Raw genomic sequence first — 25,272 nt, 5'->3', positions numbered from 1 at the left:
CGCGGGAGGACATTTTTTTCATGGCAACGATCGAAGGTCCGGAAGCGTCCAGCTTTGCGATCGTCGGATATGCCGCGCGATTCCCCGGAGCAACCGACGCCGAGTCCTTCTGGGAGATGCTGCGCGAAGGCCGGGACGCCGTATCCGAGGTGCCCCGGGATCGCTGGGATGTCGACGAGTTCTTCGACGCCGACCCCGACGCCCGCGGCAAGATCATCACCCGCCGCGCCGGCTTCATCGACGACGCCGTCGGCTTCGACGCGCCGTTCTTCGGGGTGTCCACCCGCGAAGCCAAGATGATGGACCCGCAGCAGCGGCTGCTGCTGGAGACGGCGTGGCGCGCGGTCGAGCACTCGGGCACCGCGCCCTCAGCGCTGGCCAACACCCCGACCGGCGTGTTCATCGGTCTGGCCACGCACGACTACCTCGGTATGGCCTCGGCCGAATTGGCCTATCCCGACATCGAGGCCTACATGGCCATCGGCACCTCCGGTGCCGCCGCCGCGGGCCGCATCAGCTACCGGCTGGGCCTGCAGGGGCCGGCGGTCACGGTCGACACCGCGTGCAGCTCGTCGCTGGTCGCCGTCCACCAGGCGTGCCAGGCCCTGCAGCTCGGCGAGTGCGACCTGGCGCTGGCCGGCGGCGCGAACGTCATCCTCAGCCCGGCGACCATGATCACGTTCTCGCAGTCGCGCATGCTGGCCCCGGACGGCAAGTGCAAGACGTTCGACGCCTCCGCCGACGGCTATGTGCGCGGCGAGGGCTGTGGCGTCCTCGTCGTGAAGCGGCTCGCGGACGCAGTCCGGGACGGCGACCGGATCCGGGCCGTCATCCGCGGCAGTGCCATCAACCAGGACGGTGCCTCGGGCGGCCTGACCGTGCCCAATGGCGTTGCCCAGCAACGCGTTATCGCCGAAGCACTGGAGCGTGCGGGCCTGACACCAGGCGACGTCGGATATCTGGAGGCGCACGGCACCGGCACCTCACTGGGTGACCCGATCGAGGTCCAGGCCGCCGCCGCCGCGTACGGCACCGGACGTGACGCGACAGATCCGCTGCTGATCGGCTCGGTCAAGACGAACATCGGGCACCTGGAGGCCGCCGCCGGCGTCGCCGGAATCATCAAGGTCATCCTGTCGCTCGAGCATCAGGAACTGCCCAAGCACCTGCACTTCAAGAACCCGTCGCCCCACATCCCGTGGGACCGCATCCCCGTCAAGGTCGTCGATGAGGCCACCAGCTGGGAGCGCGGCGACCGGTCGCGCGTCGCGGGCATCAGCTCGTTCGGCTTCTCCGGCACCAATGCCCATGTGCTGATTGAGGAAGCGCCGTCGGTCGTCCCCACGGAGACCCGCACCGAAGAGCCCGACGACCGGCGCTTCATGGTACTGCCGCTGTCCGCCCGGACCCCGGCCGCCCTGGTGCAGTCCGCGGAGGACTACCGCACCTGGTTGGCCGCGCACCCCGAGGCCACCCTGTCCGACGTCTGCGTCACCGCCGGTGCGGGTCGCGCCCACTTCGAGCACCGCGCCGCGCTCGTGGTGAATTCCCTGGATTCCGCCCGCGAATTGCTCGGTGCCCTCGCCGACGACCGCCCGGCACCGGGCCTGGTGCGCGGCACGACCGCCGACAAGCCGAAGACCGCCTGGCTGTTCCCGGGACAGGGCAGCCAGTTCGCCGGCATGGCCAAGGAGCTGTTCGAGACCGAACCGGTGTTCGCCGAGACCATGGCGCAATGCGCGGCCGCGGTCGCCGACGTGCTCGAAAAGCCCTTGCTGGACGTCATTTTCGATGACAGTCCCGGCGCCGAGGAGACGCTGCGGCAGACCAGCTATGCCCAGCCGGCGATCTTCGCCGTCGAGATGGGCCTGGCCCGCCTCTGGCAGTCGTGGGGCTTCGAGCCCGACGTCGTGCTGGGCCACAGCGTCGGCCAGTACACCGCGGCCTGCGTCGCGGGTGTGTTCAGCCTGGAAGACGGCATGCGCCTGCTCGCCGAGCGCGGCCGGCTGTTCGGCAACCTGCCCGCAGGTGGCCGGATGGCAGCGATCTTCGCCGCGCCCGAGCGCGTCGAGCGGCTCACCGACGAATACCCGAGCCTGTCGGTCGCCGCGTACAACGGCGCCAACACCGTGCTCTCCGGCCCGGGTGCCGACTTGGAGCGCGCCGTCGCAGGACTAACCGGCGACGGCATCCGCTGCGACTGGCTGGAGACCAGCCACGCCTTCCACTCGGCACTGCTGGACCCGGCGCTCGACGAATTCGAGTCGTACGCAAACCAATTCACGTTCAACGCGCCGCAGCGCATCCTGGTGTGCAACCGCACCGGCGACACCCTCGGCCGCACCGCCAAGCTGGACGGCCAGTACTGGCGCCGGCACGCGCGCCAGCCCGTCGAGTTCTCCAAGGGTGTCGAGACCCTGGCCAAGCTCGGTTGCGCCGTGCTGCTCGAAGTCGGTCCGCAGCCGGTGCTGACCGCCGCGGCTCTGCGCGCCTGGCCCGACCCGGCGACCGCGCCGCGGGCCATTGCGTCGTTGCGCCGCAAGGGCGCTGACCATCGGCAGATCACCGAGGCCCTGGCCACCATGTACACCGCCGGACACCTGCCCGACTTCGCGGCCGTCCGGCCCGGCTCTACGCACACGTTCGACCTGCCGACCTACCCGTTCCAGCGCAAGGCCTACTGGTTCCGCGACGACCGGCTGGCGCCGTCGGCCCTGGCGCACCAGGGCGGCGGGGCCACCACCGAAGCCGTCCGTCTGCTCGAAGACGGCCGCATCGACGAACTCGCGACGCTGCTGGGTGGCGGCGATCAGTCCACCACCGAGGTGCTGAACAAGCTTGCCGCGCAACATAACCGGCAGCGCAGTGCCCAATCCCTCTCGGATGCCCGCTACGAAATCCGGTGGGACACGATTGCGGCCGGCGACGCCGCGGAGGTCGGCGAAGGCTCGGCGTGGGTCCTCATCGGTGACGTGACCAATCAGGGCGCGGTACTTGACTCATTGACCGAGGCCCTGACCCGGCTCGGTCACCGGCACCGGGTCCTCGGCTTGCCGGGGTCCGATGCCGACGAGCAGCAGCTCGAGGCCGACCTGCGCGCCGCCGTCGACGACGAGCCGGCACTGCGCATCCTGCACGTCGCGGCGCTCGATACCGATCATGCGTCCATGCAGGCGCTGCTGCGGATGCAGCACCGCGTCCTCAGTGGCACGCAGCGCCTGTTCCGCGCGGCGGCTGCCGCCGAGTTGCGGGCGCCTATCTGGATGATCACCCGTGGCGCGCAGCGAGTGCTCGACACCGACACCGTCGCACCCGAGCAGACCGGGCTGTGGGGCTTCGGCCGCTCGGCAGCGCTGGAGTACCCGCAGGTGTGGGGCGGTCTCGCCGACCTCGCCGAGGGCAGCACCGAGGAATGGTCGCGGTTGCTCACCCAGGTGATCGCGGCCGCGCGCGGCGAAGACCAGATGGCCCTGCGCGCCGACGGCGTGCACGTGCCTCGCCTGGTCCGCCGTACCGGGCAGCCGAACCCGACGCAGCTGGAATTGCGTTCCGATGCAACGTATCTGGTCACCGGTGGCCTCGGAGCGCTCGGCTTGGAGATCGCCGGGCACCTGGCCGCACACGGCGCGCGGCAGCTGGTCCTGACCAGTCGGCGCACGCCGAGTGAGGCAGTGCAACAGCGCATTGCCGCACTGGGCGAACAGCACGGCTGCCAGACCCGCGTCATCACCGCCGATGTCGCGAACCCGCACGACGTCGCCCGCCTGATGTCCACGCTGCGTGCCGAGTTGCCGCCGCTGGCCGGTGTCGTGCACGCGGCCGGGGAGAACAGCACCACCGGCCTGGCCACTCTGGAAGACGCCGAGCTGGAACGGGTGTTCGCCGGAAAGGTCTGGGGCGCTTGGTATCTGGCCGAGGCAGTAAGTGGTCAGGGTCTCGACTTCTTCCTGTCCACGTCGTCGATCTCCGCGGTGTGGGGCAGCTATGGACAGACCGCCTACAGCGCGGCCAACGCGTTCCTGGACGGCCTCACCTGGCGTTTGCGTGAGCAGGGCGTGGCCGGTATGAGCGTCAACTTCGGCCCCTGGGCGGCCGGTATGGCCGACCCCGATGCCCGCGCCCAGTTGGAGCGCCGCGGCGTCCGCACCCTCTCCCCCGCTGACGCCCTCGCCGGCATGGCCGACGTCATGGTGGCCGGCGGCTCCCCCGCCGAAGCCGTTGTGGCCCGGATGGATTGGGCCAAGTTCCTGCCGATCTACTCGCAGGCCGGCTCCCGGGCCCTGCTGGCCGAGGTGGCCCGCGAGGTACCCGAATCCGCGAGTGCTTCCGGCACCGTCGGCGCGTCCGGGAACACGCGATTTGTCGAGCAGCTCATCGCGGCGCCGGTGCAGCAGCGTAAGAAGCTGGTGCTGGAGTACCTGCGGGATGCCGTCGCCGAGGTGACGCGCATCGAGGCCTCCGAAATCCGTGAGGAGACCGGGTTCTTCGACCTGGGCATGGACTCTCTGATGGCCGTCGAACTGCGCCGCCGCCTGGAGCAGGCTGTCGGCAAGGAACTTCCGGCGACGCTCGCGATGGACCACCCGCGGCTCACCGATGTCGCGGACTATCTGCTCAGCGACATTCTCAACCTCAGTGATACAGCCGGCGCCCACGCCAGATCCAAGGCCGTCACCCAGGTCAAGTCCCTCGCTGCTGCCGACGAGCCCATCGCCATCATCTCGGTGGCATGCCGCTTCCCCGGTTCGCCCGATCCGGATGCGTTCTGGCAGGTGCTTTCTCAGGGCGTCGACGCGATCAGCGAGATCCCTGAAGACCGCTTCGACGTCGACGAGTTCTACGACCCCGACGCCATGACGCCGGGCAAGATCTACACCCGCTCCGGCGGTTATCTCGAGAGCGTCGACACCTTCGATCCGGAGTTCTTCGGCATCTCGCCGCGCGAGGCCGTGTGGATCGATCCGCAGCAACGCCTGATGCTCGAGATCGCCTGGGAAAGTCTGGAACGTGCCGGCTACGCCCCAGCGGCGTTGCGCGGCAGCCGAACCGGCGTGTTCATCGGCGTCGGCGCCAACGAGTACTCACACCTGTTGTCGGGTGGCTCGGTCGAGAACCTCGAGCCGCACTTCATCACCGGCAACGCGCTCAACGCCATCGCCGGTCGCGTGTCGTTCACGCTGGGCCTGGAGGGTCCGGCCATGGCGGTCGACACCGCCTGCAGCTCGTCGCTGGTGGCCGTTCACCAGGCCTCGCAGGCCCTGCATGCGGGCGACTGCGACATGGCCCTGGCCGGTGGTGTCAACGTGCTGCTGAGCCCGGCGTCCATCGTCGCGGCGTCCCGCGCGCGGATGCTGGCGCCCGACGGCCGCTGCAAGACGTTCGACGCCGCTGCCGACGGCTACGTCCGCGGTGAAGGCTGCGGCGTGCTGGTCCTCAAGCGCCTGAGCGATGCGCAGCGCGACGGCGACCGCATCGCCGCCGTCATCCGCAGCACCGCGGTCAACCAGGACGGTGCGTCCAGTGGCCTGACGGTGCCCAATGGTGGTGCGCAGCAGCGTCTCATCAACACGGCTCTGGCCCGCGCCGGGCTCAGCGGCGGCGACGTCGACTACCTGGAAGCGCACGGCACCGGTACCCCGCTCGGTGATCCGATCGAGGTGCAGGCCGCCGCGGCCGCCTACGGCGCCGGCCGGGACGCGAACCGGCCGCTGCTGATGGGTACGGCGAAGACCAACATCGGGCACCTCGAATCCGCGGCCGGCGTTGCCGGCCTGGTCAAGGTCGTGTTGTCGCTGGAGCACGAAATGCTCCCGCAGACCCTGCATTTCAACAAGCCGTCGCCGCACATCCCGTGGGACTCGCTGCCCGTCCAGGTGGTGGACAAGCCGACGCCGTGGCACACCGACGGTCGTCCGCGCCGCGCGGGCGTCAGCTCCTTCGGGTTCACCGGCACCAACGCCCATGTGCTGCTGGAAGAGGCGCCGGTGGTCACCTCCGACGAAGACGTCGCAGATAACGTCAAGCCCGAAACCGCGGCCGCCGAACCCGTCAGCGTGCTGCCGCTGTCGGCGCGCTCGGCTCAGGGGCTCACGGCGCTGGCGCAGCGTTACCGCGACTGGCTGGAAGCACACCCCGACGCCTCGATCGCCGACGTCTGCTTCACGGCCGGCTCCGGCCGTTCGCACTTCGAGCACCGCGCCGCGGTGGTCGCGAACACCGTCCACGACGCCAAGAACCTGCTGGAAGACCTGGTCGCGAACAAACTGCGGCCAGGCGTGCTCAAGGGCGAATGCACCGACCCGCCGACCACCGCGTGGTTCTTCCCCGGCCAGGGCAGCCAGTACCCGGGCATGGCGCGCGAATTGTTCGAGACCGAACCGGTTTTCGCCGACGTGGTGCGCCGCTGTGCACAGGCGGTGGATCCGATCCTGCCGCGCCCGCTGCTCGAGGTCATGTTCGCGAACGACCGAAATAATGCGGCAGAGGCTTCAATCTCTCTGCGCAACACCGCGTTTGCGCAGCCCGCGATCTTCGCCGTAGAGATGGGCCTGGCGCGGTTGTGGCAGTCGTGGGGTATCGAGCCCGACGCGGTGCTGGGCCACAGCGTCGGCCAGTACGCGGCCGCCTGTGTGGCCGGTGTGTTCAGCCTGGAGGACGGCGCGCGGTTGATAGCGGAGCGCGGCCGGCTGTTCGCCAGCCTGCCCGCGGGTGGCCGCATGGTGGCGGTGTTCGCCGATCCCGAATACGTGGAGCGTGCCGCTGAGGCGTTCCCCCGGGTGTCGGTCGGTGCGTACAACGGCCGCAACACCGTGCTGTCGGGCCCGGGTGAGGATCTGGAGCAGATCGTCGCCACCTGCAGCGAGGACGCCACGCGCTGCACCTGGCTCGAAACCAGCCACGCCTTCCACTCGGAACTGCTGGACCCGGTGCTCGACGAATTCGAGTCCTTCGCAACGCAGTTCCAGTTCGCGGTGCCGACGCTGCCGCTCATCTGCAACCGCACCGGTACTGTGCTGACCGCCGAGACGCCGATCGACGCGCAGTACTGGCGCCGGCATTCGCGGCAGCCCGTGCAGTTCACCGAAAGCGTCAAGACCGTCGCGGCCCTGGGTTGCTCGGTGCTGATGGAGATCGGCCCGCAGCCGATCCTCACCGCCGCCGCGCTGCAGTGCTGGCCCGAGTCATCGGAGACCCCGCGGGCCATCGTGTCCCTGCGCAAGGGCGCCAACGCGCAGCGGCAGATCACCGAAGCACTGGCCACGACGTACATCTGCGGGCACCGGCCGGACTTCGCGGCCAAGAACCACGGGCCCAAGAATCTGAGGCGGCGGGTCGAACTCCCCACTTATCCCTTCCAGCGGCGCCGTTTCTGGCCCAAGACCGCAAATGTCGCCGGCATGAGCTCCGGCGGGGCGGCGGCGACATCCGGAATCCTGGGCAGTGCAAAGGATCTGGCCACCGGCGACACGATCTACAGCAACGTGCTGTCGGTCAAGACGCAGCCCTGGCTGTCGCACCACGTCATCTACGGCACCGTCGTGGTGCCGGGTGCGACGTACGCGGCCATGGCCCTGGCCTCGGTCGGCGCGCCGGCGCGGGTCAAGGAGGTCTTCTTCTACGAGCCGATCATCCTGCCCGACAAGGCCTCTCGCGAGACGCAGCTGACCATCCGCGCCCTGGAGGGCGGCGAGGGCTGGAAGTTCCAGGTGCACAGCCGGCCGAACGGGGTCCGGGAAGCCGAGTGGTCGCTGAACGCCGACGGCACGCTGCTGGCCGGTGCCGACGAAGCCGACGCCTCGGACAATGTCGCCGGTTCGATGGAGGACGTCGTCGAGCGCATGGAGCGGCTGCGTCCGCAGCAGCTGTTCGAGACCTTCAACGACATGGAATTGGCGTGGGGCCCCACCTGGTCCACCTCGCTCAAGTCGCTGTGGGTGCGGGACGGCATGGCGATCGGTGACGTGGCCGTCGGCGATGAGCTCGCCGAGCACCTCAGCAGCGAGCCGATTCACCCTGTCCTGCTCGACCTCTGCACCGGTGTGGCCTTCCCAGCCTTCCCGGCGCTGCTGGCCGCCGAGCACGGCATGCACGACCTGTTCCTGCCGCTGCGGTACGGCCAGGTCGAGCTGCGCGAGAAAATGCCGCGGCGCTTCTACGCCCGGGCGCGCTGGCACACCAGTGAGCTGACCAACGAGACGCAGGTCTTCGACATCGACTTCCTGGACCGGGACGGCAAGCGGCTCGGCGGTATCACCGAGTTCACCGTGAAGCGGGCGCCCCGCGAGGCGCTGATGCGCGGGCTCGGCGGCGACACCACCCGCCTGCTGTACACGCTGGGCTGGCAGGAGGGCGCGACGCCGGGTTCTGCGGAGGAGGCTGGAGCCAAGACCGCGGGTACCTGGCTGGTCGCCGGCTTCGATGAACTGGCCGCCGGCCTGCCCGGCGCCGTCAAGCTCGACCAGACGCTGGACGCCGCCGCCTGGCAGCGGGCGATCACGACCGCCGCCGAAAGCGGCTCACCGGTCACCGGAATCGTCTGGCGCGCTTCGGGACTAGCCGACGGCGCCGACAGCACGTCAGAAGCAGCGGCGCGGCTGGAGACCGAGGTCGGCACCGTACTCAGCGCGATGCAGACCGCACTCGCCGAGGAGAAGCTGAACCTCACCGGCGGCCTGTGGATCGTCACCGAGCGCGCTGTGGCCACCGAGCCCGGCGAGCCCGTCGACCCGGTGCAGGCAGCGCTGTGGGGCCTGGGCCGCACCGTCATCAACGAGCAGCCGACCCTGCGGCTGAAGCTCGTCGACCTCGACGGCGCCGACGACAACGCCACCAACTGGCTGGCTGGCATTCTGGGCACTCCGGTGGCCGAGTCGGAATTCGCGCTGCGGCAAGGCAAGTTCCTCGTACCGCGGCTGATGCACTGGGCACGCAACGGCCACCTGCCGATGCCGCGATCGGACGACTACGTGCTGGCTCCCTCCGAGCGCGGTGCGATCGACAACCTGCGGCTGACCGAAAAAGAGGTGACGCCGCCCGAGCCGCACGAGGTGCAGGTCCGGATCGAGGCCGCCGGCCTCAACTTCCGCGATGTGCTCAACGTGCTGGGCCTCTACCCGGGCGATCCCGGGCCCATCGGCGGCGACCTGTGCGGTGTCATCACCGAATTGGGTTCGGAGGTCACCCGATTCGAGGTCGGGCAGCGGGTGTTCGGCTCCATGCAGGGCGCCTTCTCCAGCCGGCTCAACGTGCCGGAGCAGTTGCTGGCCGTTGTCCCCGAGGGCATCAACCCGGTCGACGCGGCGACGCTGCCCGCGGCTGCGCTGACCGTCCGGCTCGCGTTCGACTGGGCGCAGCTCAAGCCGGGCGACCGCGTGCTGATCCACGCCGCCAGTGGTGGCGTCGGGTTGGCGGCGGTGCAGATGGCGCGCCAGAAGGGCGCGATCGTTTTCGCCACTGCCAGCACCTACAAGCGTGCGACGCTGCGCAACATGGGTGTCGAGCACGTCTACGATTCGCGCACAACCGATTTCGCGGACCAGATTCTCGCCGACACGGGCGGTGAGGGTGTGGACGTGGTGCTCAACAGCCTGACCAACGAGGGCTTCGTCGAGGCCACGGTGCGAGCGACCGCCCAGGGCGGCCGGTTCGCCGAGATCGCCAAGCGGGACATCTGGACTCCTGAGCGCATGGCGGAAGTTCGGCCGGACATCAACTACGAGATCGTCGCGCTGGACGTGACGATGATGACCGACCCGGCACACATCCAGCGGCTCATGGAAGAGGTGGCCGACGGACTTGCCAAGGGCGAGTGGACGCCGGTGCCCGCAGAGGTTTACCCGCTGACGGAGGCCAAGACCGCGTTCCGCCGGATGCAGCAGGCCCGGCACATCGGCAAGATCGTGGTGCAGATGCCGAAACCGCTACAGCCGCATGGGGACCGGACCTACCTCATCACCGGTGGCCTCGGGGCGCTCGGCTTGCACACCGCGGCGTACCTGGCTCAGCTGGGTGCCGGCGACATCGTGCTGACCAGCCGGCGTGAGCCGGATGCCGACGCGCAGCGCGCCATCGACGCGATGATGGAGCGCTTCCACTGCCGGGTGCACGTCTTCTCCGGTGACGTCGGTGACGAGTCCTCGGTTGCGGCGTTGCTCGACCGAATCCGTACGGAACTGCCGCCATTGGCCGGTGTGGCGCACCTCGCGGGCGTGCTCGACGATGCGCTGCTCCCCCAGCAGGATCTGGAGCGCTTCCGGAAGACCCTGGGCCCCAAGGCGTTCGGTGCACTGCATCTGCACAAGCTGACGCAGGACGACGATCTCGACTTCTTCATCGTCTACTCGTCGGCGTCGGCGGTGCTGGGTTCACCGGCGCAGGCCAACTACGCCACCGCCAACGCGCTGCTCGACGGCCTCGTCGCGCACCGCAGGGCACTGGGGCTGCCGGCGACGGCCGTCAACTTCGGTCCGTGGGGCCGGGGCGGCATGGCCAGCTCGCAGGCCGTGACCGCGAATCTGAGTGCGCAGGGCATGATGCCGCTCGAGCCGTCAGCGGCGCTGGCGGCGCTCGGCGAGGTGATTCGGCACGGTGCCGCGCAGGCGACGGTCCTCAAGGCCAACTGGCAGCGGGCCGCCAAGATGCTCGGCGGCATCCGTCCGCCGCTGCTCGACCAGGTGTTGCCGACCAGCGACACGGCGGCCGCCGGCGACAGCGAGCTGCTCCGCCAGCTGCAGGAGATTCCGGACGCCCAGCGCGCCGGGTTCATCACCGAATTCCTGCAGAAGGAGGTGCAGGGCTTCCTGCGCCTGGCCCAGCCGCCCGCGGCCACGAGCCGGTTCCTGGACCTCGGCACCGACTCGCTGATGGCCGTCGAGCTGCGTAACCGGTTGTTCGGGCAGTTCGGCGGGAAGTTCGACATCAGCCCGACGGCGATCTTCGACTATCCGACCCTCGGGGAACTCGCCGGGCACCTGGCGTCGCAGCTGCCGCCGTCGGATGCCCCGGAGGCGCCTGCTGCCGAATCCGAGGCGCGGGCCGGGTCGGACGACGCGCCCGAGACGCCTGCAGCCGCGACCGAGACCGAACCTGGGGCGGCGGACTGATCGCGTGAAGGTGAGGGGTGTGCATGCCATCTGGCGAGGCACATCCCTCACTTTTTGATATCTCACGCCTGGGATATCGCGCGAGGCCGAGGGCGGCCACGGACTGCGCCACAGATCGCATCGATTGGCCCAACAGTTATTGACGCCGTCGATACACTCGCTCCACGACGCAGCGACTGTCCGCTCGTCGCCCGCGTCAAGGGGGGCAGCCACGGATCATTGGATTTCGCGAAACTCTGCCCTGGGCGCCCCTGGGCGGTGGGGAGACCGTAGCGCCTTGCTTGTGTCCGATGCCGCCAGGCCGAGCAGGTGAAGTCAATGCGGCGTCTCGCGGTCTTAAGCTACCTCATGTATTTCCTGCTTGCGGCGAACTGTTGCGCTGCGGCCGGAAGTCCGGCACCGGGCCGTTCAGTATGCCCACCCAACCAAATCGTCGCCTGGGGCGACTCACTGACCTACGGCTTGACTCAGATCGATGGCGTGTGGCAGCAGGCCAAACCCACTATGCCCGAGACCATCGGCACCGATTTGGGCGTGCCAACCAAGAATCTCGGCCTGCCTTCGCTCGGGTCAGCTGAAATCGCGGTGCGGCAGGGCGGCCTGAGACCGCGAGTGGCCTTGAGCGGCGGGCGGATTCCCGCAAAGTCGACCACGCCGATTCACGTGAATGCGATAAGTCCCACCGATGGTTGGAGTCAATACCCGACTGCGGGGTCGTTGAAGATGCATGGTGTGCTGGCCCGAGTATCCGGAACGTTGGAGCACACGCTGATCCCGGGTGTCGATGACTTCACCTTTACTCCCGATGCTCCTGTGGACTCTGCAGTGCCGCTCCCCATGGGGTCCACGTTTACTGGCACCGATGGTGAGGAGTACCGAGGCTGCCTCGCGGTCATCTGGGCAGGCACGAACAATTCAACACAGCCGTCGGCAATCACTCGCGACATCGCCTCGATGGTCTCCGCTCTGTCCTCCCCACAGCATTACTTGATCATCGGAACCGTCCCCGCCACTATCGATTACCTGGCGAACGCATATGGCCCGAGGTTCGTTGATTTGCGTAGCTGGCTCGCTACGGACGGCCTGGCCGCCGCGGGCGCTGTGCCCACCGCCGCGGACACGGAAGCCATTGCGGCGGGGGTAGTGCCGCCGTCATTGACGGTGGACGGCACGCACCTCACACAGGCGGCCTACACCGCAGTCGGGCACTACCTCGCGTCGTTGATTGCACAGGCGCTGAACTGAATTGGGGCGACAATTGCAGGTCGGAATCACGCAGGCGCCACTCCTATCTGCCTGGGCGAGCTTCCCAGGCGAAGCTAGTCGCCCAACCAGACAGTGGAACGTAGGTCTGGCATGAAGTGGCGCAAGACGTTGTTGGCAGCGGTCATCATTGCGGTGACGAGCGTGTCCGGTTGCCTCTCACGACAGGGACCGCCCGCGGAGGATTCGACCTGGAAACGTAGCTTCTACTGGGGCACCGCGACTGCGGGTTACCAGGTGGAAGGCGATGCACGCGACAGCAATTGGCGCCGGTACGTCGACCGCACGGCGGGCAAGCCGGTCGCTGCGGGGTCCAGCCCCGGGGTTCTTCCGGTCGACCCATACAAGGAGGCCGATGACTTCCGGCACCGTTACCGCGAGGACATTGCCAACGCGCATGCCATGGGCGTCAACACGTTCCGGTTCGGCATCGAGTGGGCGCGGGTGATGCCCGAGCCGGGTAAGTGGGACGAGAAGGAACTGGCCTACTACGACGACGTCGTCGCGACGCTACGCGCGAACGGCATGACGCCGATGATCACGCTCATGCACTGGGTGTACCCCGGCTGGGTCGCCGATCGTGGTGGCTTCCTCAACAACGTCGCGGCGTTCGACGACTTCGCCACCGCGATCACCAAACGCTATGCGGGCCAAGGCGTGCTGTGGGTGAGTATCAACGAGCCCCTGGCCTTCGGCGCCATGGAGGTACGCACCGGCGCCATCAAGCCCGAGCAGTTCGCGACCTTCCTCGACCGCGTCGCGGACGCGCACCGCGCGGTATACCGCGCCGCCCACGATGCCGACCCGAGGGCCAAGGTCACCACCAACGAGGCCTACGTCTCGACGGAGGTGGTGGCGGAGTTCCTCAAAGCCGATGCGATGGGCCTGCGGAAGATGGGCTTGGACTGGCTGGTTCGGGAGTCGTTCTTCGACCGGGTCAAGGACACCCTCGACTACTTAGGGTTCGACTACTACACCGGAACAGCGCAGGATAATCCAGCTGCCGCCCCCGGAGCGGCGGCCGGGTGGAACATCAAGCTGCAGCCCGAGGACATTTACTACGTGGCCCGCCACTACGCCCAGCGGTATCCCGGGTTGCCCATCTACGTCGTCGAGAACGGCATGGTCACCGACAACGGCAAACCGCGAGCCGACGGCGTGACCCGGTCCCAGTACCTCAGCGACACCGTCTTCTGGCTGCAGCGCGCCAAAGCCGACGGCATCCCCATCATCGGCTACAACTACTGGTCCCTGGTCGACAACTACGAGTGGGGCAGCTACCGCCCCCGGTTCGGACTGTATTCGGTTGATGCCGTGGGTGATCCAGCGCTGCGCCGGGTGCCGACCGATGCCGTACCGACCTACACGCAGATCACCCGCGACGGCGGCACCCCACCGGGATACCGGCCGGTGATCCCGGCAGCGCACTGCTCGACGACCGTCGGCGCCGATAGTTGCGCGCCGCTGGATGTGAACGGGCCGCTGTCGCCGTTGAAGTAGTCTCGCTTCGCGTGGAGGCCGATAGGCTCGCGCAGGCCTTTCACATCTAGCTACAACCAGCGCTCCGGTAACCTTGGCCGGTGGACTGAATTTTCGCTGCCGCGCACATCGATTGAACGGATCGAACACGAACAATGGGAATTCCATTCTCGCGCCGCGCATTTATTCGGGTTACTGCCCAGAAGACGGCAGCTACCGCCGCTGGTCTACTCGCCGGAAGTCCGATCCAAGCGCGAGCGTATGCCGTTCCGATACCGACTTACTACGTATCGAACGCCGGCGACGACAGCAATGACGGACTGAGTCAACAGTCCGCTTGGGCGACCGTCCAGAAAGCCAACTCCGCACTCCCAGGAGACCGATCAATCGTCCTGTTTCGGCGAGGCGACACCTTCTACGGTGAATTCAGCCCGCCAGCGGGATGCGAAGTAGGGGCATACGGTAGAGGGGCCAAGCCCACACTCACTCTGTACAAACTGCTCGACAAGCCCTCAGCATGGCACGAGCATTCTCCAGGAGTGTGGATGATCGACCTGGGGTCTCCGGACACGCACGGCGGGTACAACACCACAAGCGACGCTAATATCGGCTTCCTCCTAGTGGACCAAGCCGTTAAGCCGGCCCTCAAATTCGACGTCTCAGAGCTACACCTTCCCTGGGACTTCTGCTGCGACCGTTCGAGCAGCACGCTGTACGTAAAGGCATCCGCGAATCCCACGACGTTGGCCAGCGAAATCAAAGCCGCCCCTCGCGGAGACGGATCCGGGGCCGCCATCTACTGCTTGGAGTACAGCAACAACATTCATCACATACACGTCACCGGTTCGGGCGGGCACGGTATTCGCGGACTCGGTAGCGGTATAAGCATTCACGATTGCCTGATCGACTATATCGGCGGTTCGATACTAGATATCGGTGACGGACATACCCGCTTCGGCAACGGTATCGAGAGCTGGATCAATGTTTCACACTGGACTATCCAGAACAACGAAATCGCACACGTTTATGACGTAGCGTGGACTGCTCAGGGCAACGATCCCAACGATGGTCCCGTCTCCTGGGAGGACCTCGTCTTGCGCGACAACTACATCCACGACTGCGGTCAGACGGTCGAATTCTGGTCCCAAAGCAGCAACCCGGCTTCGCAGGGCTTCGTGCGGGTCCTCGTTGAGGGCAACCGGTGCGAACGCGCAGGATACGGCGCGTTTTCGGAGGTTCGGCCCGATCAAGACGTCCGAGTTCAGCTACTCACATATCTGCTACAGACGCCCGTCGATATTACGATCCAAAACAACGTATTCGACGATGCGTATGCCGCATTCAGTTATCACGGCACAGAACCACCGGCAGGGTATATAACTCGCAATAATAAGATCATGATGAGGGCTGGCCGACTCATAGAATTTAAGCGCCCGGAGACGGTAGAACAGGCCGCTACCTGGCAGGCGCTAACAGGCCGCGAAGTCGGCTCCACGATCAGCATTCTGCACTAATCAGAGTTGACTCCGAAATGTAGATTTGCACTACGCTTATTCAGCATTGCTTCCGCAACCACCGACTACGGCACTCAGTGTCAGATGTTCTCCGGGATCGTATAAACCAGTCGAACAGGAGACCGACGCTATGTACGTGGCGGCGGCGGAATGCGCTGCACTGTGAGTGCGGCGGTGTTCGAACCAAAGTGCGACTGTGCCGGAAGCCGTTTCGTTCCATCTCAATTCGAGCCGACTTGCACCCGGTTCCGAACCCGCATACCGGTAGTTGTGCCGGACTGCAGCAATACGTTCCAGACTGACCGCGCAAGTACCGCTCGGACGTTGCCCAAGCCGGTCCCGACGCCCGTTCACAGCACTCCCCACAGCGTGAGCATCACGGCACGGTGCGAGTGTGGAGGCAGGACCCTGGGCAGCGCACCGGGCGCTCAGCACACGCGCCGAATTCCGCGCGCACCCGCACCATTGGCTATTGACGCCGACCATAATTTCTGCGACGCTCTTAAGAGGATCTCATCGTCGGAAGGCTCGGACAATGTCTGTTCTCGCGATGCATGTTTCGAACGCTACAGCTAGGTTGCAGGTAGGCATGGCCGCCTGCGCGGTGGCTGGAGCCGCCACGCTTACTCCGGTGGTGGCGCAAGCCGCACCGGTTCCACTTGCCCCGATAACGCACGTGGTGGACAACGTCATTCAGAGCCCACTCAAGTTCCTGCCACAGGCCACCTGGTGGCAGAACGAGCCCTGGTGGTGGTTTGGCCCTACGCCGAACCCCACACCGCCGGCGCCAATCCTGGTAGGGAGCTTCACCCCGCTGTCGATCATCCCGGGCTTTCTCCAGCCGCTGTGGAAGCAACTCACGGCCAACATTAATTTCTCGGCCTGCTTCCTCGGCTTTGGCGCAAAGATCGGGCCGTACGGCACCATCACGGTCTCGTTGACGCGGGGCTGCTGAACTTCCCGCGGTTTCGTTGAGCAACCGGTTCTTCTGTGGACAGAGCAGGGGATGCTGACGACGATGCATCTGACGATGGCGGCAGCATCGGCAGTGGTCAGTACCGTCGTGCGTGGAGCCGCCATCCTGTCCGGCTACTCGGACTGGCACTCCTTCTCGCTGTAATTGGATTTCTGTGCTGGTTGGGATTCGAAGGGTACTCAGCTAAATCCGACTTGGAACGAGCGCGTACGAGCGCCCAGCACTCGAAAGAAGCGCTCTCCAGCGGTGATCTCGACGCTGCCGTGCGCTTTGCCTCCGACGCGGAGGCAGCCGCCCGGCACGCGGACAGTGCGACGCGCTCAATTCCATGGGTCCTCGCCACGCACGTGCCATGGCTCGGGAGTCCATTCAAGACAGCCCAACAGATCTCACAAGTGGTGCTGGGGCTATCGAGTGACGTGATGAAGCCCGCAGCGGAGTTGGGCGCGGCGCTTTCTCCGACCCATCTGATCAAGGGTTCGCACGTCGACGTTCAGACCCTTCGGGACAAAGAACCGGCGTTGGCCAAGATCGCGTCGGAAGCGCGAAATCTGCAATCGGAAGCCGCCGCGGTCACAGAGCCTGCGTACCTGTCCGCACTTCGGAACGCGCGTTCCGACCTTCAAGCACAAATGGCCAAAGTCACCGGCCTGCTCGACAAAGCCACCCTCGCCGCCAAGCTTGCCCCGCTGTTGATGGGCGCAGACGGACCGCGGACGTACTTCATGGGATTTCAGACCAACGCCGAAGCCAGGGGAACAGGCGGAATACTCGGCGGATTCGCAATTCTTCATTTCGACAACGGTGCGCCGACGGTAAACGCATTGGGGCCCAACACCGAGTTGACAGGACCGTTCAAACCACTGGACCTCGGTCCGCAGTTCGACCAGGAATACGGCTACGTCAACCCGAGCACCGACTACCGCAACAGCAACCTCAGCTCACACTTTCCATATGCCGCGCAGATTTGGCGCTCAATGTGGTCTCAACAGACGGGTACGGATGTCGACGGCGTGATCGCCATCGACCCCGTTGCCCTCAGTTACGTGCTCGGCGCGACCGGGCCGCTGACCATGCCCGATGGCGAAACCATCACCACCGACAACGTCGTCGAACTCACCGAATCGACGGCCTACCAACGCTTCCCAACGGATCAGCGTGCGCGCAAACAATTCCTGCAGGACATCGCGACTACGGTCGTCAAGAGAATGACAGGTGCCATCGACTCGCCGCGACGACTGCTCGACGCACTCGGGAAGGCTGTGAGCGAGCGCCGGATCTCCATCTGGAGCGCCTCGCCCGACGAAGAAAAACTGCTTGAGCAGACACCACTTGCCCACACGATCCCTGATGACACATCCCCATATGCCGCAGTTGTTTTCAATAACCTCGCTGGCAACAAACTTGACTACTACCTGAGGCAGGAAATCACCTATGCGGCTGAGGGCTGTGTGGGCGATACTCGCGTCACGACGGTAACCGTTAAGTTAAGAAGCGTCGTACCGGATACGCCTCTGCCCCAATATGTGGCTGGCTCACTGGGCATTAAGAGCGGCGTCCCGATCACGTTGCCCAGCGGCTCTATGTTGACGTCAGTTCGGCTTGTCGCGACCAAGGGCGCACGGCTGATGGGCGCCTTCTCCAACGGCCAGCAAGTGCCAGTATTCTCCGGAATAGACCGCGATCACCCAACTTTCGAGATCCAAGTGGCCATTCCGCCCAGGCAGTCGGGAGTGCTGACCTTTCGCCTGTCTGAACCGACGAGCCCCGGGGCAGCTCGGGTTCCCCTACAGCCGCTCGTCGAGCAGACAGCGCCGGTGATCAAGGTTCCCGAATGCGCGCAGAAATGATTGCAGTTCCGCGTTTTCGCCAGCGAACTTGGCATATATTACGACACATCATCGACGCGCTGAGCTACCCGAACGTCGGCTGACCAGATCTTCCAACCACAACGTCTGGAGCCGAAGCGCTAGGCGATTAGACGGAGGGAGCAGAATTGAGTCTCCAAAATTTTGTCAGAATCCTGCGGCTGAGATGGATGACAGTAAGCGTCGTGGTTATTCTGGCAGTACTGGCCGCAATAGCGCTTACAGTCACAACAACTCCACTCTATAAATCGTCTACGCGGCTATTCGTTTCGACATATGCCGGCAGTTCGCTGATGGACACGTACCAAGGCAATCTCCTTTCTCAAGAACGAGTACGGTCGTATACCATCCTGCTCACCGGCGAAGCCCTTGCGCAGCGCACTGTGAGCGCGCTCCATCTTGATATGTCCCCGCAGGCATTGCGGCGCGAGGTAAGTGCTCGATCGAAGATGGGCACAGTCCTCATCGATGTGGACGTCCTCGATCCGTCCCCGGCTCGTGCACGAGACATCGCGAACACGCTGTCAGACGAGTTCGTCAAGATGGTCCGAGAGCTCGAAACCCCCGGTGACGGGAGCCTGCCCGACACGCGCGTGGTGATCGAGCAGCCTGCGGTGATCGCCAACTCTCCAACAGTTCCGAATCTGCCGCGAAACCTGGCATTGGGGCTGTTCGCCGGGATCCTGCTCGGCATCGCATCCGCTCTCGGACGGGACCTCATCGATAACACTGTCAAGCGGCACGAAGACCTCGAGGGCATCAGCGGCGTTGCCGTTGTAGGTGACATCCCGATGGACAAGGAGCGACGAGCGACCCCGGCAATCGCGTTCGGCACCGAGAATTCGCAGATTTCGGAATCGTTCAGAAAATTGCGCACTAATCTCAGCTTCCTGTCGGTCGACAATCCACCGCGGGTAATCGTTGTGACGAGTTCGATTCCGAATGAAGGAAAATCGATAACGGCAGTCAACATCGCCTTGGCGTTGGTCGAAGTCGAAAAGAACGTGCTTCTCATTGACGGTGACATGCGCCGGTCGGTTGCGCACAAGCATCTGAATGTCGATGGTGCAGTGGGGTTGAGCACCGTTCTCAGCGGTGCCGTGTCTCTGTCAGACGCGCTGCAGGATACACAATTCTCCGGTCTCACGGTTCTGGCCGCAGGCGCAACGCCGCCGAATCCGAGTGAATTGTTGGCATCGCACGCGGCCAAGAATCTCCTTGAGGAGCTTCGCGGAAAATTCGACTACGTAATCGTCGATACCTGTCCATTGCTCGCAGTCACCGATGCGGCCCTGCTGGCAGCGAATTCGGACGGCGCCCTATTGCTCGGGCGCTACGGCCAGACGCGGCGCGATCAACTCAGAAACGCTGTCGACGCCCTTCAGAACGTCGGCGCCACACTGCTCGGCACAGTGTTCACAATGACACCTCCGCGTGACCGTTCGTCGTACGGCGGCGCCTATTACTACTACGGCGACCGCCGTAGCGACCAAAAATCCCGCAAGACCTAACCCACCCCACGAGATGACCCTACGCAGCGTCGGCTCGACATTCGGCGACTTTGCCGCGGAACGTGCACCATTGGCGGTCACGAGAAGTTGGTGCCTGATCGCCGCTCTTTTGACGCTCACCGCATGCACGCCCAAACCCCCACCGTATGAATCCCGCGGAACCTTGCCGCCGAGCACCACAAGCCAGTCGGCCCTGCCTGGGCAGCCCGCGCCAGATTCGTCACCAAGTCAGGCGTCATTTGTCGAAGAATTCAATAGACCGAATACTACAAGTGGACTCGGCGACGGTTGGGAACTGCGAGGCATGCCTCAGAACGGAGCACCCTTGCTACCGGCAACGGACGGATACATCAAGGATGGATCTTTCACTTACGCCGGAAAAGGCGATGCGATTGCAGTGCGACAATTTCGCGCTGCTTTACGGAGTATCGGCGCAGAAGGCCGATTCAGCCGGATCAACCCGACCAGGCCGGACACCACGATGATGATCGGCACCGGCGGAGACAACAACCTCGAAACTGACATAGTGGTGTTTCTCGCCAACCGGACTTCTTGGGAGTTGAGAAGCCGTTTGGTGAAAGGCACGCTCAAAACTGTCGCGGCCGGGAACTTTACCCATCCGTTGGAGCTCGACCACCCCTACAAGTTCATCCTTAGTTGCACGGGCGACCATGTGACCGTCGAGGCTCCAGGACTCACCATATCCAAACCACTTCCACGACCCATCACACCTGGTGTGTATGGGTTTTGGCGCGAGTCTCCAAACCGAATTCCCGCCGGCGAAGTCTTTGACTTCGACAAAGTATGGGCTCTCGAAGACGGAGTAGCGACGACGCCTACGGCCCCGTCCACGACGAGCCCGGCAAACTGAGTACAAGGGTACGAAGCGACATGCACAGACTCCCGCTTACGCGGTTCACCGCACCCCAGCTGGCACTTGTCGCCTGGCTGCTATCCATCACCATGGTGCCGATCTGGATCAGCGTACATTTTGTCGCCACCACGCCGATATATTCCATAGTTGCCGCAATAATCATTGCGGTTGCAATCATCCTGGGCTATCGCATCCGCTTCACGCTGTTCGATGGCTACCTCGTGGCGATCTTGGTCGTAGCATCCCTGGCGATCGACGAGGTCAACCAGGGTGTGTGGGCAGAAATGGCGATTCGGTGGGTGATTCCGTATTTTGCCATCCGAATACTTGCAACTGCCACCGGTCTCCAATTTACAATTAATGCGCTCAGTCTGATTCTTGCTGTCGTGGGCGGTCTGGCGGTAGTTGAGTTCTTCTTTTCTTGGCACCCGTTCGTCAACTGGACAGTTGATTGGAACGCCAAATCCCCTGAGTTTGAAACCTGGCACCTCATACAGTCCCGCGGCGGGACCGATCGAAGTACATGGGCTTTTGGCCACTCAATCGCGCTCGGCGGCTCTCTTGTGCTTTCCATACCGTTCATCGCGCGGTCGTCCTTTCGCGGTCCGTGGAAAGTTATCATGTTTGCCGCAATCGGTAGCGGCATAGTCACCACCGGAAGCAGAGGCGCGATAATGGCAGCGGGGGTGACCGGTTGCTTGACCATCGCTTACCTCGCCAAGCAGCAAGCCGGCCGAACTATAGCCGTGCTCACAGCCGCCGCATCAGCGTTGCTTATCGTGCCCAAGATTATGCCAATCATCGAGGAGTGGGCAGCGGGAACCTCAACCGAGGAGCAGGTCAGCGCCATCTATCGAAGCTACTTGTACGAAACGTATCTCCCTGAAATTAGATGGTTCGGAAGATACCCAGACTTCGTTCCAGGCAACACATCGCTTGATTCCGTCGATAGTGCTGTTCTCTATCTCGGTATCACCTGGGGCTGGATTATTACCGCAATGATCGTGCTGCCGTTGCTCGTCATCGTGCTGCGCGTCGTAGCGGGCCGGGGATCTGCGGCAGAGATCGCACTGGTCGGCCAGATACCGCTATTCCTGACCGTTGGCCTGATAACACAATATGAAAGTCTGGTCTTCATCGTCGCGGGATTGGCCGTTCAGTTCATAAAGAGCAAGCCAATCGTTTTGGCACACTCAGATGATCGATCGGACGTTCCACAAGATGTCGATTTGAAGGGTCGTCCGATCAAACCAGATAATGCAGCCACCGGTAGTTGAGCCGTCTCCTTGCACAGGCAGTCGAGATGGTGACGCAGCTCGTCCTTACACCGACGCCGATGTACAACCACGAGGATCACACATGGACAGTCGCCGAGATGCGATCATTGGCAAGCTCGTGCGGGCGGCAGCGAAGGACTCCTCATTAGTTGGCTTGATTGGTAAACGCCTCATGGCGCGGCTGCCCGCCAGCCGGGGATACTCTCTCATGCAGCAGGTTCAGCTGGGTATCTTGCCGCGCCCGGCCTATGCGTACACGGCGATATGCGCCAGTGAAACCGCGGTGCGACTAGGTTACAAAGAAGTCACTTGGATCGAGTTCGGCGTCGCCGGCGGAGCGGGACTGCTGACATTGGAGAAAATCAAGTCTCACGTGGAGAGGGCGCTACCGATCGACGTTCGTATCATCGGATTCGACATGGGGTCAGGATTGCCGACGCCCGTCGACTATCGCGATTTGCCATATGCCTGGAAAAGCGGATTCTACGAAATGAACATCGCCGCTTTGAAAAGCCGTCTGTCGACGGCTGAACTCATCGTAGGACCCATCTCGGCAACGCTGCCGACCTTCATCGCGGAAGGATCGCCCACAGCCCCGATTGGGATGATTTCTTTCGATCTAGACTACTATAGCTCGACCGCCGAAGCGTTCAAGATATTCGATATCGGAATAGATTCCATTCTGCCGCGAGTGTTCTGCAATATGGATGACGTCATCGGGTCTGGCGAAGTGTTCTCGGATTACACTGGAGCGCGTCTAGCCATCAGTGAATTCAATTCGCTAGGCGAATCCCGCAAGCTGTCCAGGTGTCACGACTTCGCGCAGTTCGCCTACGAAAGATGGCAGGAGAAAGTCATGGTGTACCACGATTTCGGGCACACACGATATTCCGAATATGTCGGCGACGATGCCGGCGGACAACTCCCGATCTGATGCGATCGGGGGTGACCGGCACGGTGGGCACCCGCAGAATCGAGCGCCCGGCCCATCTCATCACGATATCGTGGCGCCCGCGACTGAGCGTCTGTCGTCGCAGATCGCGGTAGGCCAAAGGGATACGAGCTCAGCGTCGCCGGTCCGGCCGCGCAAACATCACCTAACTTTTCTCGCTTCAACCTTCTCTCGCTTCAACAAATCGCAGAAAATTGACGCCCGCGGAGCTAGGCTTCCCCGGAGGCGAGGAGACCAACTGTGGCGTCAATACTGAGGAAGTATCGGCGATTCAACCGGCGGCGGTATCGCGCCGCCGCACATTCGCATCAGCGGCTGGATCTTCAGGGTCTGCGCATGTTTGCGATGCTGACGATTTTCGCTACCCACCTGTGGCATTGGCCAGAGGGAGGGTTTGTGACACTCGACGTGTTCTTCGTGATTTCGGGGTTTCTGATCACCGGTAATCTGCTGCGGAGCGCAGAGAGACAAGGCAGGGTCCCTTTCAAGACGTTCTATTGGAACCGAATTCGCCGGATCATCCCCGCGGCCACCGTTGTTCTGCTACTCACGTATGCGGCATCGACGTTGGTATTTAAGCCATTCCGCACACACGAAGTGGGCGTGGATGTGCTGTTCGCATTCGTCTTCATGGCGAACTGGCACTTTGCCGCAATAGGTACCGACTACTTCAACGCGGATGATTCGGTGTCGCCGCTCCAACACTATTGGTCACTCTCGGTTGAGGAGCAGTTCTACTTCGTCTGGCCCGCGGTGATTTTCCTGATCAGCCTCGTCGTTCTGCACAAGTCATGGTCCCATCGGCGCAGGATGCAGCTGGCCGGTGGCGCCATGACAATAGTCATAGTCGTTTCGTTCGCTTGGGCTGTCTATGAATCTGCCGCGTGGCCGGCACGCGCGTACTTCGATACCTCCACGCGGGTTTGGGAGTTGGGCACCGGTGCTATATTGGCCACCGCCACCGGCGTCTTGGCCCAGATTCCAACGATGGTCAAGCCAGTTCTGTCCTGGGCGGGACTGGCTATGATCGTGGCGAGCATCATATTCATCACCAACCCTTCGATGGGTTTTCCAGCGCCGTGGGCGCTCCTGCCTGTCGCTGGTTCGGCACTGGTGATCGCAGCCGGCGTTGGTGGCGAACCTCAATATCAGCCATTCCTGCGGAATCCAGTCAGTACCTACCTAGGAAACATCTCGTATTCGCTGTATCTGGTGCACTGGCCGGTCATCATCTTGCTCGGAGCGCTAATGGAGCCCTCCGCGGCGTATTACGCCACCGCCATCGCACTGACTCTAGGATTGTCGATCGCGTCGTACCACTTCATCGAAGAGCCCCTGCGCCGCATCGATTTGGATCAGTTGCGCAAAGCACGGCGCGCACTGGAACGTGGCCGGGTCGCGCTACGCCGCCCCACCAAATTTGCTGCGATCACGGCCGCCACCCTGCTGACTCTGGCGCTGACCGCCTACGTCCAGCGACCGGACGCCTACCGACATTCAGCCGTCCAACCAGACGTTCTCTCTGTCGCCGCATCGCACGACGACACCTTCATAGAGCCCGCTGACTCACCAAAGGCCAACCAACTCCACGAGGAGATCCTCGCGGCGCTGAGGGTCCTCAACTGGCCTCAACTCCACCCTTCGGTTGAAGAAACCGTCAAAGCGCTCACTACTCCCAATGAAGTTCACCAATGCGGAACCACGGTGCCTCTACCACCTGAATCATGCACCTGGGGTTCCGCAACAGCAGACACCCGCGCTGTGGTCATCGGAGATTCGGTCGCACTCGGCTACCTTGGCCCGTTACGCCAGATTGCGTTGGACTCCAATGGCGGATTCCAAGTACATAGCGAGGCGCAGTACGCGTGCTATTTCATCGAGCAAGCCATATCTTACAGTGACCAGCCATTGGTTGACGCATGCGCGAGAAAGAAGGAGCTGGCCGTCAACTACATCAATAGTGTGCGACCTGACATTGTAATAATCTCCCACTTCGCTGGCCCCAAACGATTGGTCAGCACCGGCGAACTACTCAGCCCGCAGGATTGGGCTGACTCACTACGAACATTTATCGATAGATTCCGCTCGAGCACAAAGAAGATCGTCTTCATTGCACCGCCACCTGGTGGAGTGTCGATAAGTGAGTGCTACGGAAAGCACTCAAGCTCTCCGGAGGATTGCATATCCAAGGTCGGCGAGAGTTGGAAATCAGTCGCTAATGCGGAACGGCAGCTCGCGGAGAGCATCGGTGGAGCATGGATCGACTCGCAGCCCTGGTTCTGCGCCTCTGGGCGCCTTTGCCCCAGCTTCGTGGGCACAACACTTACCAAGCACGACATTGCGCACATGACGATTGAGTATGGAGAGAAGATCCGACCGGTCATCCTGGAGTCCCTGACGACATCCGGGATACTCGGTTAGCACTAGAGCTGCTCTCGCTGGTTGATCCGTTTGGC

Annotated in this window: 11 protein-coding genes; all 11 read left to right on the top strand. The window is 63.8% G+C overall.

All coding sequences use genetic code 11. The features are described from left to right. Positions 1-20 precede the first annotated feature (20 nt). Complete coding sequence (locus ACX12F_RS01365) at positions 21-11,102, top strand: type I polyketide synthase (RefSeq protein ID WP_459367932.1); 11,082 nt, start codon at positions 21-23, stop codon at positions 11,100-11,102. Positions 11,103-11,420: 318 nt separating this feature from the next. Continuing rightward, the gene (locus tag ACX12F_RS01360; protein ID WP_459367931.1) at positions 11,421-12,347 is read left to right on the top strand and encodes a hypothetical protein; all 927 of its coding nucleotides are present in this window, start codon (positions 11,421-11,423) and stop codon (positions 12,345-12,347) included. A 111-nt stretch (positions 12,348-12,458) separates the two neighbouring features. Next, complete coding sequence (locus ACX12F_RS01355; RefSeq protein ID WP_459367930.1) at positions 12,459-13,865, top strand: glycoside hydrolase family 1 protein; 1,407 nt, start codon at positions 12,459-12,461, stop codon at positions 13,863-13,865. 524 nt (positions 13,866-14,389) lie between these two features. Next, a complete protein-coding gene (locus ACX12F_RS01350) occupies positions 14,390-15,358 on the top strand; it encodes a right-handed parallel beta-helix repeat-containing protein (RefSeq protein ID WP_459367929.1) in 969 nt (322 codons plus the stop codon). A 535-nt stretch (positions 15,359-15,893) separates the two neighbouring features. Next, the gene (locus ACX12F_RS01345; protein ID WP_459367928.1) at positions 15,894-16,313 is read left to right on the top strand and encodes a hypothetical protein; all 420 of its coding nucleotides are present in this window, start codon (positions 15,894-15,896) and stop codon (positions 16,311-16,313) included. 443 nt (positions 16,314-16,756) lie between these two features. Beyond that, positions 16,757-18,184, top strand: coding sequence for a DUF4012 domain-containing protein (locus tag ACX12F_RS01340; RefSeq protein ID WP_459367927.1), 1,428 nt, complete (start codon positions 16,757-16,759; stop codon positions 18,182-18,184). A 188-nt stretch (positions 18,185-18,372) separates the two neighbouring features. Continuing rightward, positions 18,373-19,713: a tyrosine-protein kinase domain-containing protein gene (locus ACX12F_RS01335; RefSeq protein ID WP_459370207.1), complete on the top strand. Its 1,341-nt coding sequence runs from the start codon at positions 18,373-18,375 to the stop codon at positions 19,711-19,713. A gap of 304 nt (positions 19,714-20,017) precedes the next feature. After that, the gene (locus ACX12F_RS01330; RefSeq protein WP_459367926.1) at positions 20,018-20,584 is read left to right on the top strand and encodes a hypothetical protein; all 567 of its coding nucleotides are present in this window, start codon (positions 20,018-20,020) and stop codon (positions 20,582-20,584) included. A gap of 92 nt (positions 20,585-20,676) precedes the next feature. Further along, positions 20,677-21,864 carry an O-antigen ligase family protein gene (locus tag ACX12F_RS01325; RefSeq protein WP_459367925.1) on the top strand — a complete coding sequence of 396 codons (1,188 nt, stop codon included), beginning with the start codon at positions 20,677-20,679 and terminating at the stop codon, positions 21,862-21,864. 82 nt (positions 21,865-21,946) lie between these two features. Beyond that, a complete protein-coding gene (locus ACX12F_RS01320; RefSeq protein ID WP_459367924.1) occupies positions 21,947-22,798 on the top strand; it encodes a hypothetical protein in 852 nt (283 codons plus the stop codon). A gap of 354 nt (positions 22,799-23,152) precedes the next feature. Beyond that, entirely contained in the window at positions 23,153-25,237 is a 2,085-nt protein-coding gene (locus tag ACX12F_RS01315) for an acyltransferase family protein (protein ID WP_459367923.1), read from the top strand. Positions 25,238-25,272: the final 35 nt, after the last annotated feature.

Source organism: Mycolicibacterium sp. HS_4_1 (assembly GCF_054515875.1).
Note: the sequence above shows the minus strand (reverse complement) of the source record. Positions and strands in the feature narration are given on the sequence as shown.

Bases quoted from the DNA above. Each gene is read 5' to 3' on its own strand.
- ACX12F_RS01365 (WP_459367932.1), top strand. From the start codon at position 21: ATGGCAACGATCGAAGGTCCGGAAGCGTCCAGCTTTGCGATCGTCGGA.
- ACX12F_RS01360 (WP_459367931.1), top strand. From the start codon at position 11,421: ATGCGGCGTCTCGCGGTCTTAAGCTACCTCATGTATTTCCTGCTTGCG.
- ACX12F_RS01355 (WP_459367930.1), top strand. From the start codon at position 12,459: ATGAAGTGGCGCAAGACGTTGTTGGCAGCGGTCATCATTGCGGTGACG.
- ACX12F_RS01350 (WP_459367929.1), top strand. From the start codon at position 14,390: ATGATCGACCTGGGGTCTCCGGACACGCACGGCGGGTACAACACCACA.
- ACX12F_RS01345 (WP_459367928.1), top strand. From the start codon at position 15,894: ATGTCTGTTCTCGCGATGCATGTTTCGAACGCTACAGCTAGGTTGCAG.
- ACX12F_RS01340 (WP_459367927.1), top strand. From the start codon at position 16,757: ATGAAGCCCGCAGCGGAGTTGGGCGCGGCGCTTTCTCCGACCCATCTG.
- ACX12F_RS01335 (WP_459370207.1), top strand. From the start codon at position 18,373: ATGACAGTAAGCGTCGTGGTTATTCTGGCAGTACTGGCCGCAATAGCG.
- ACX12F_RS01330 (WP_459367926.1), top strand. From the start codon at position 20,018: ATGCCTCAGAACGGAGCACCCTTGCTACCGGCAACGGACGGATACATC.
- ACX12F_RS01325 (WP_459367925.1), top strand. From the start codon at position 20,677: ATGGTGCCGATCTGGATCAGCGTACATTTTGTCGCCACCACGCCGATA.
- ACX12F_RS01320 (WP_459367924.1), top strand. From the start codon at position 21,947: ATGGACAGTCGCCGAGATGCGATCATTGGCAAGCTCGTGCGGGCGGCA.
- ACX12F_RS01315 (WP_459367923.1), top strand. From the start codon at position 23,153: ATGTTTGCGATGCTGACGATTTTCGCTACCCACCTGTGGCATTGGCCA.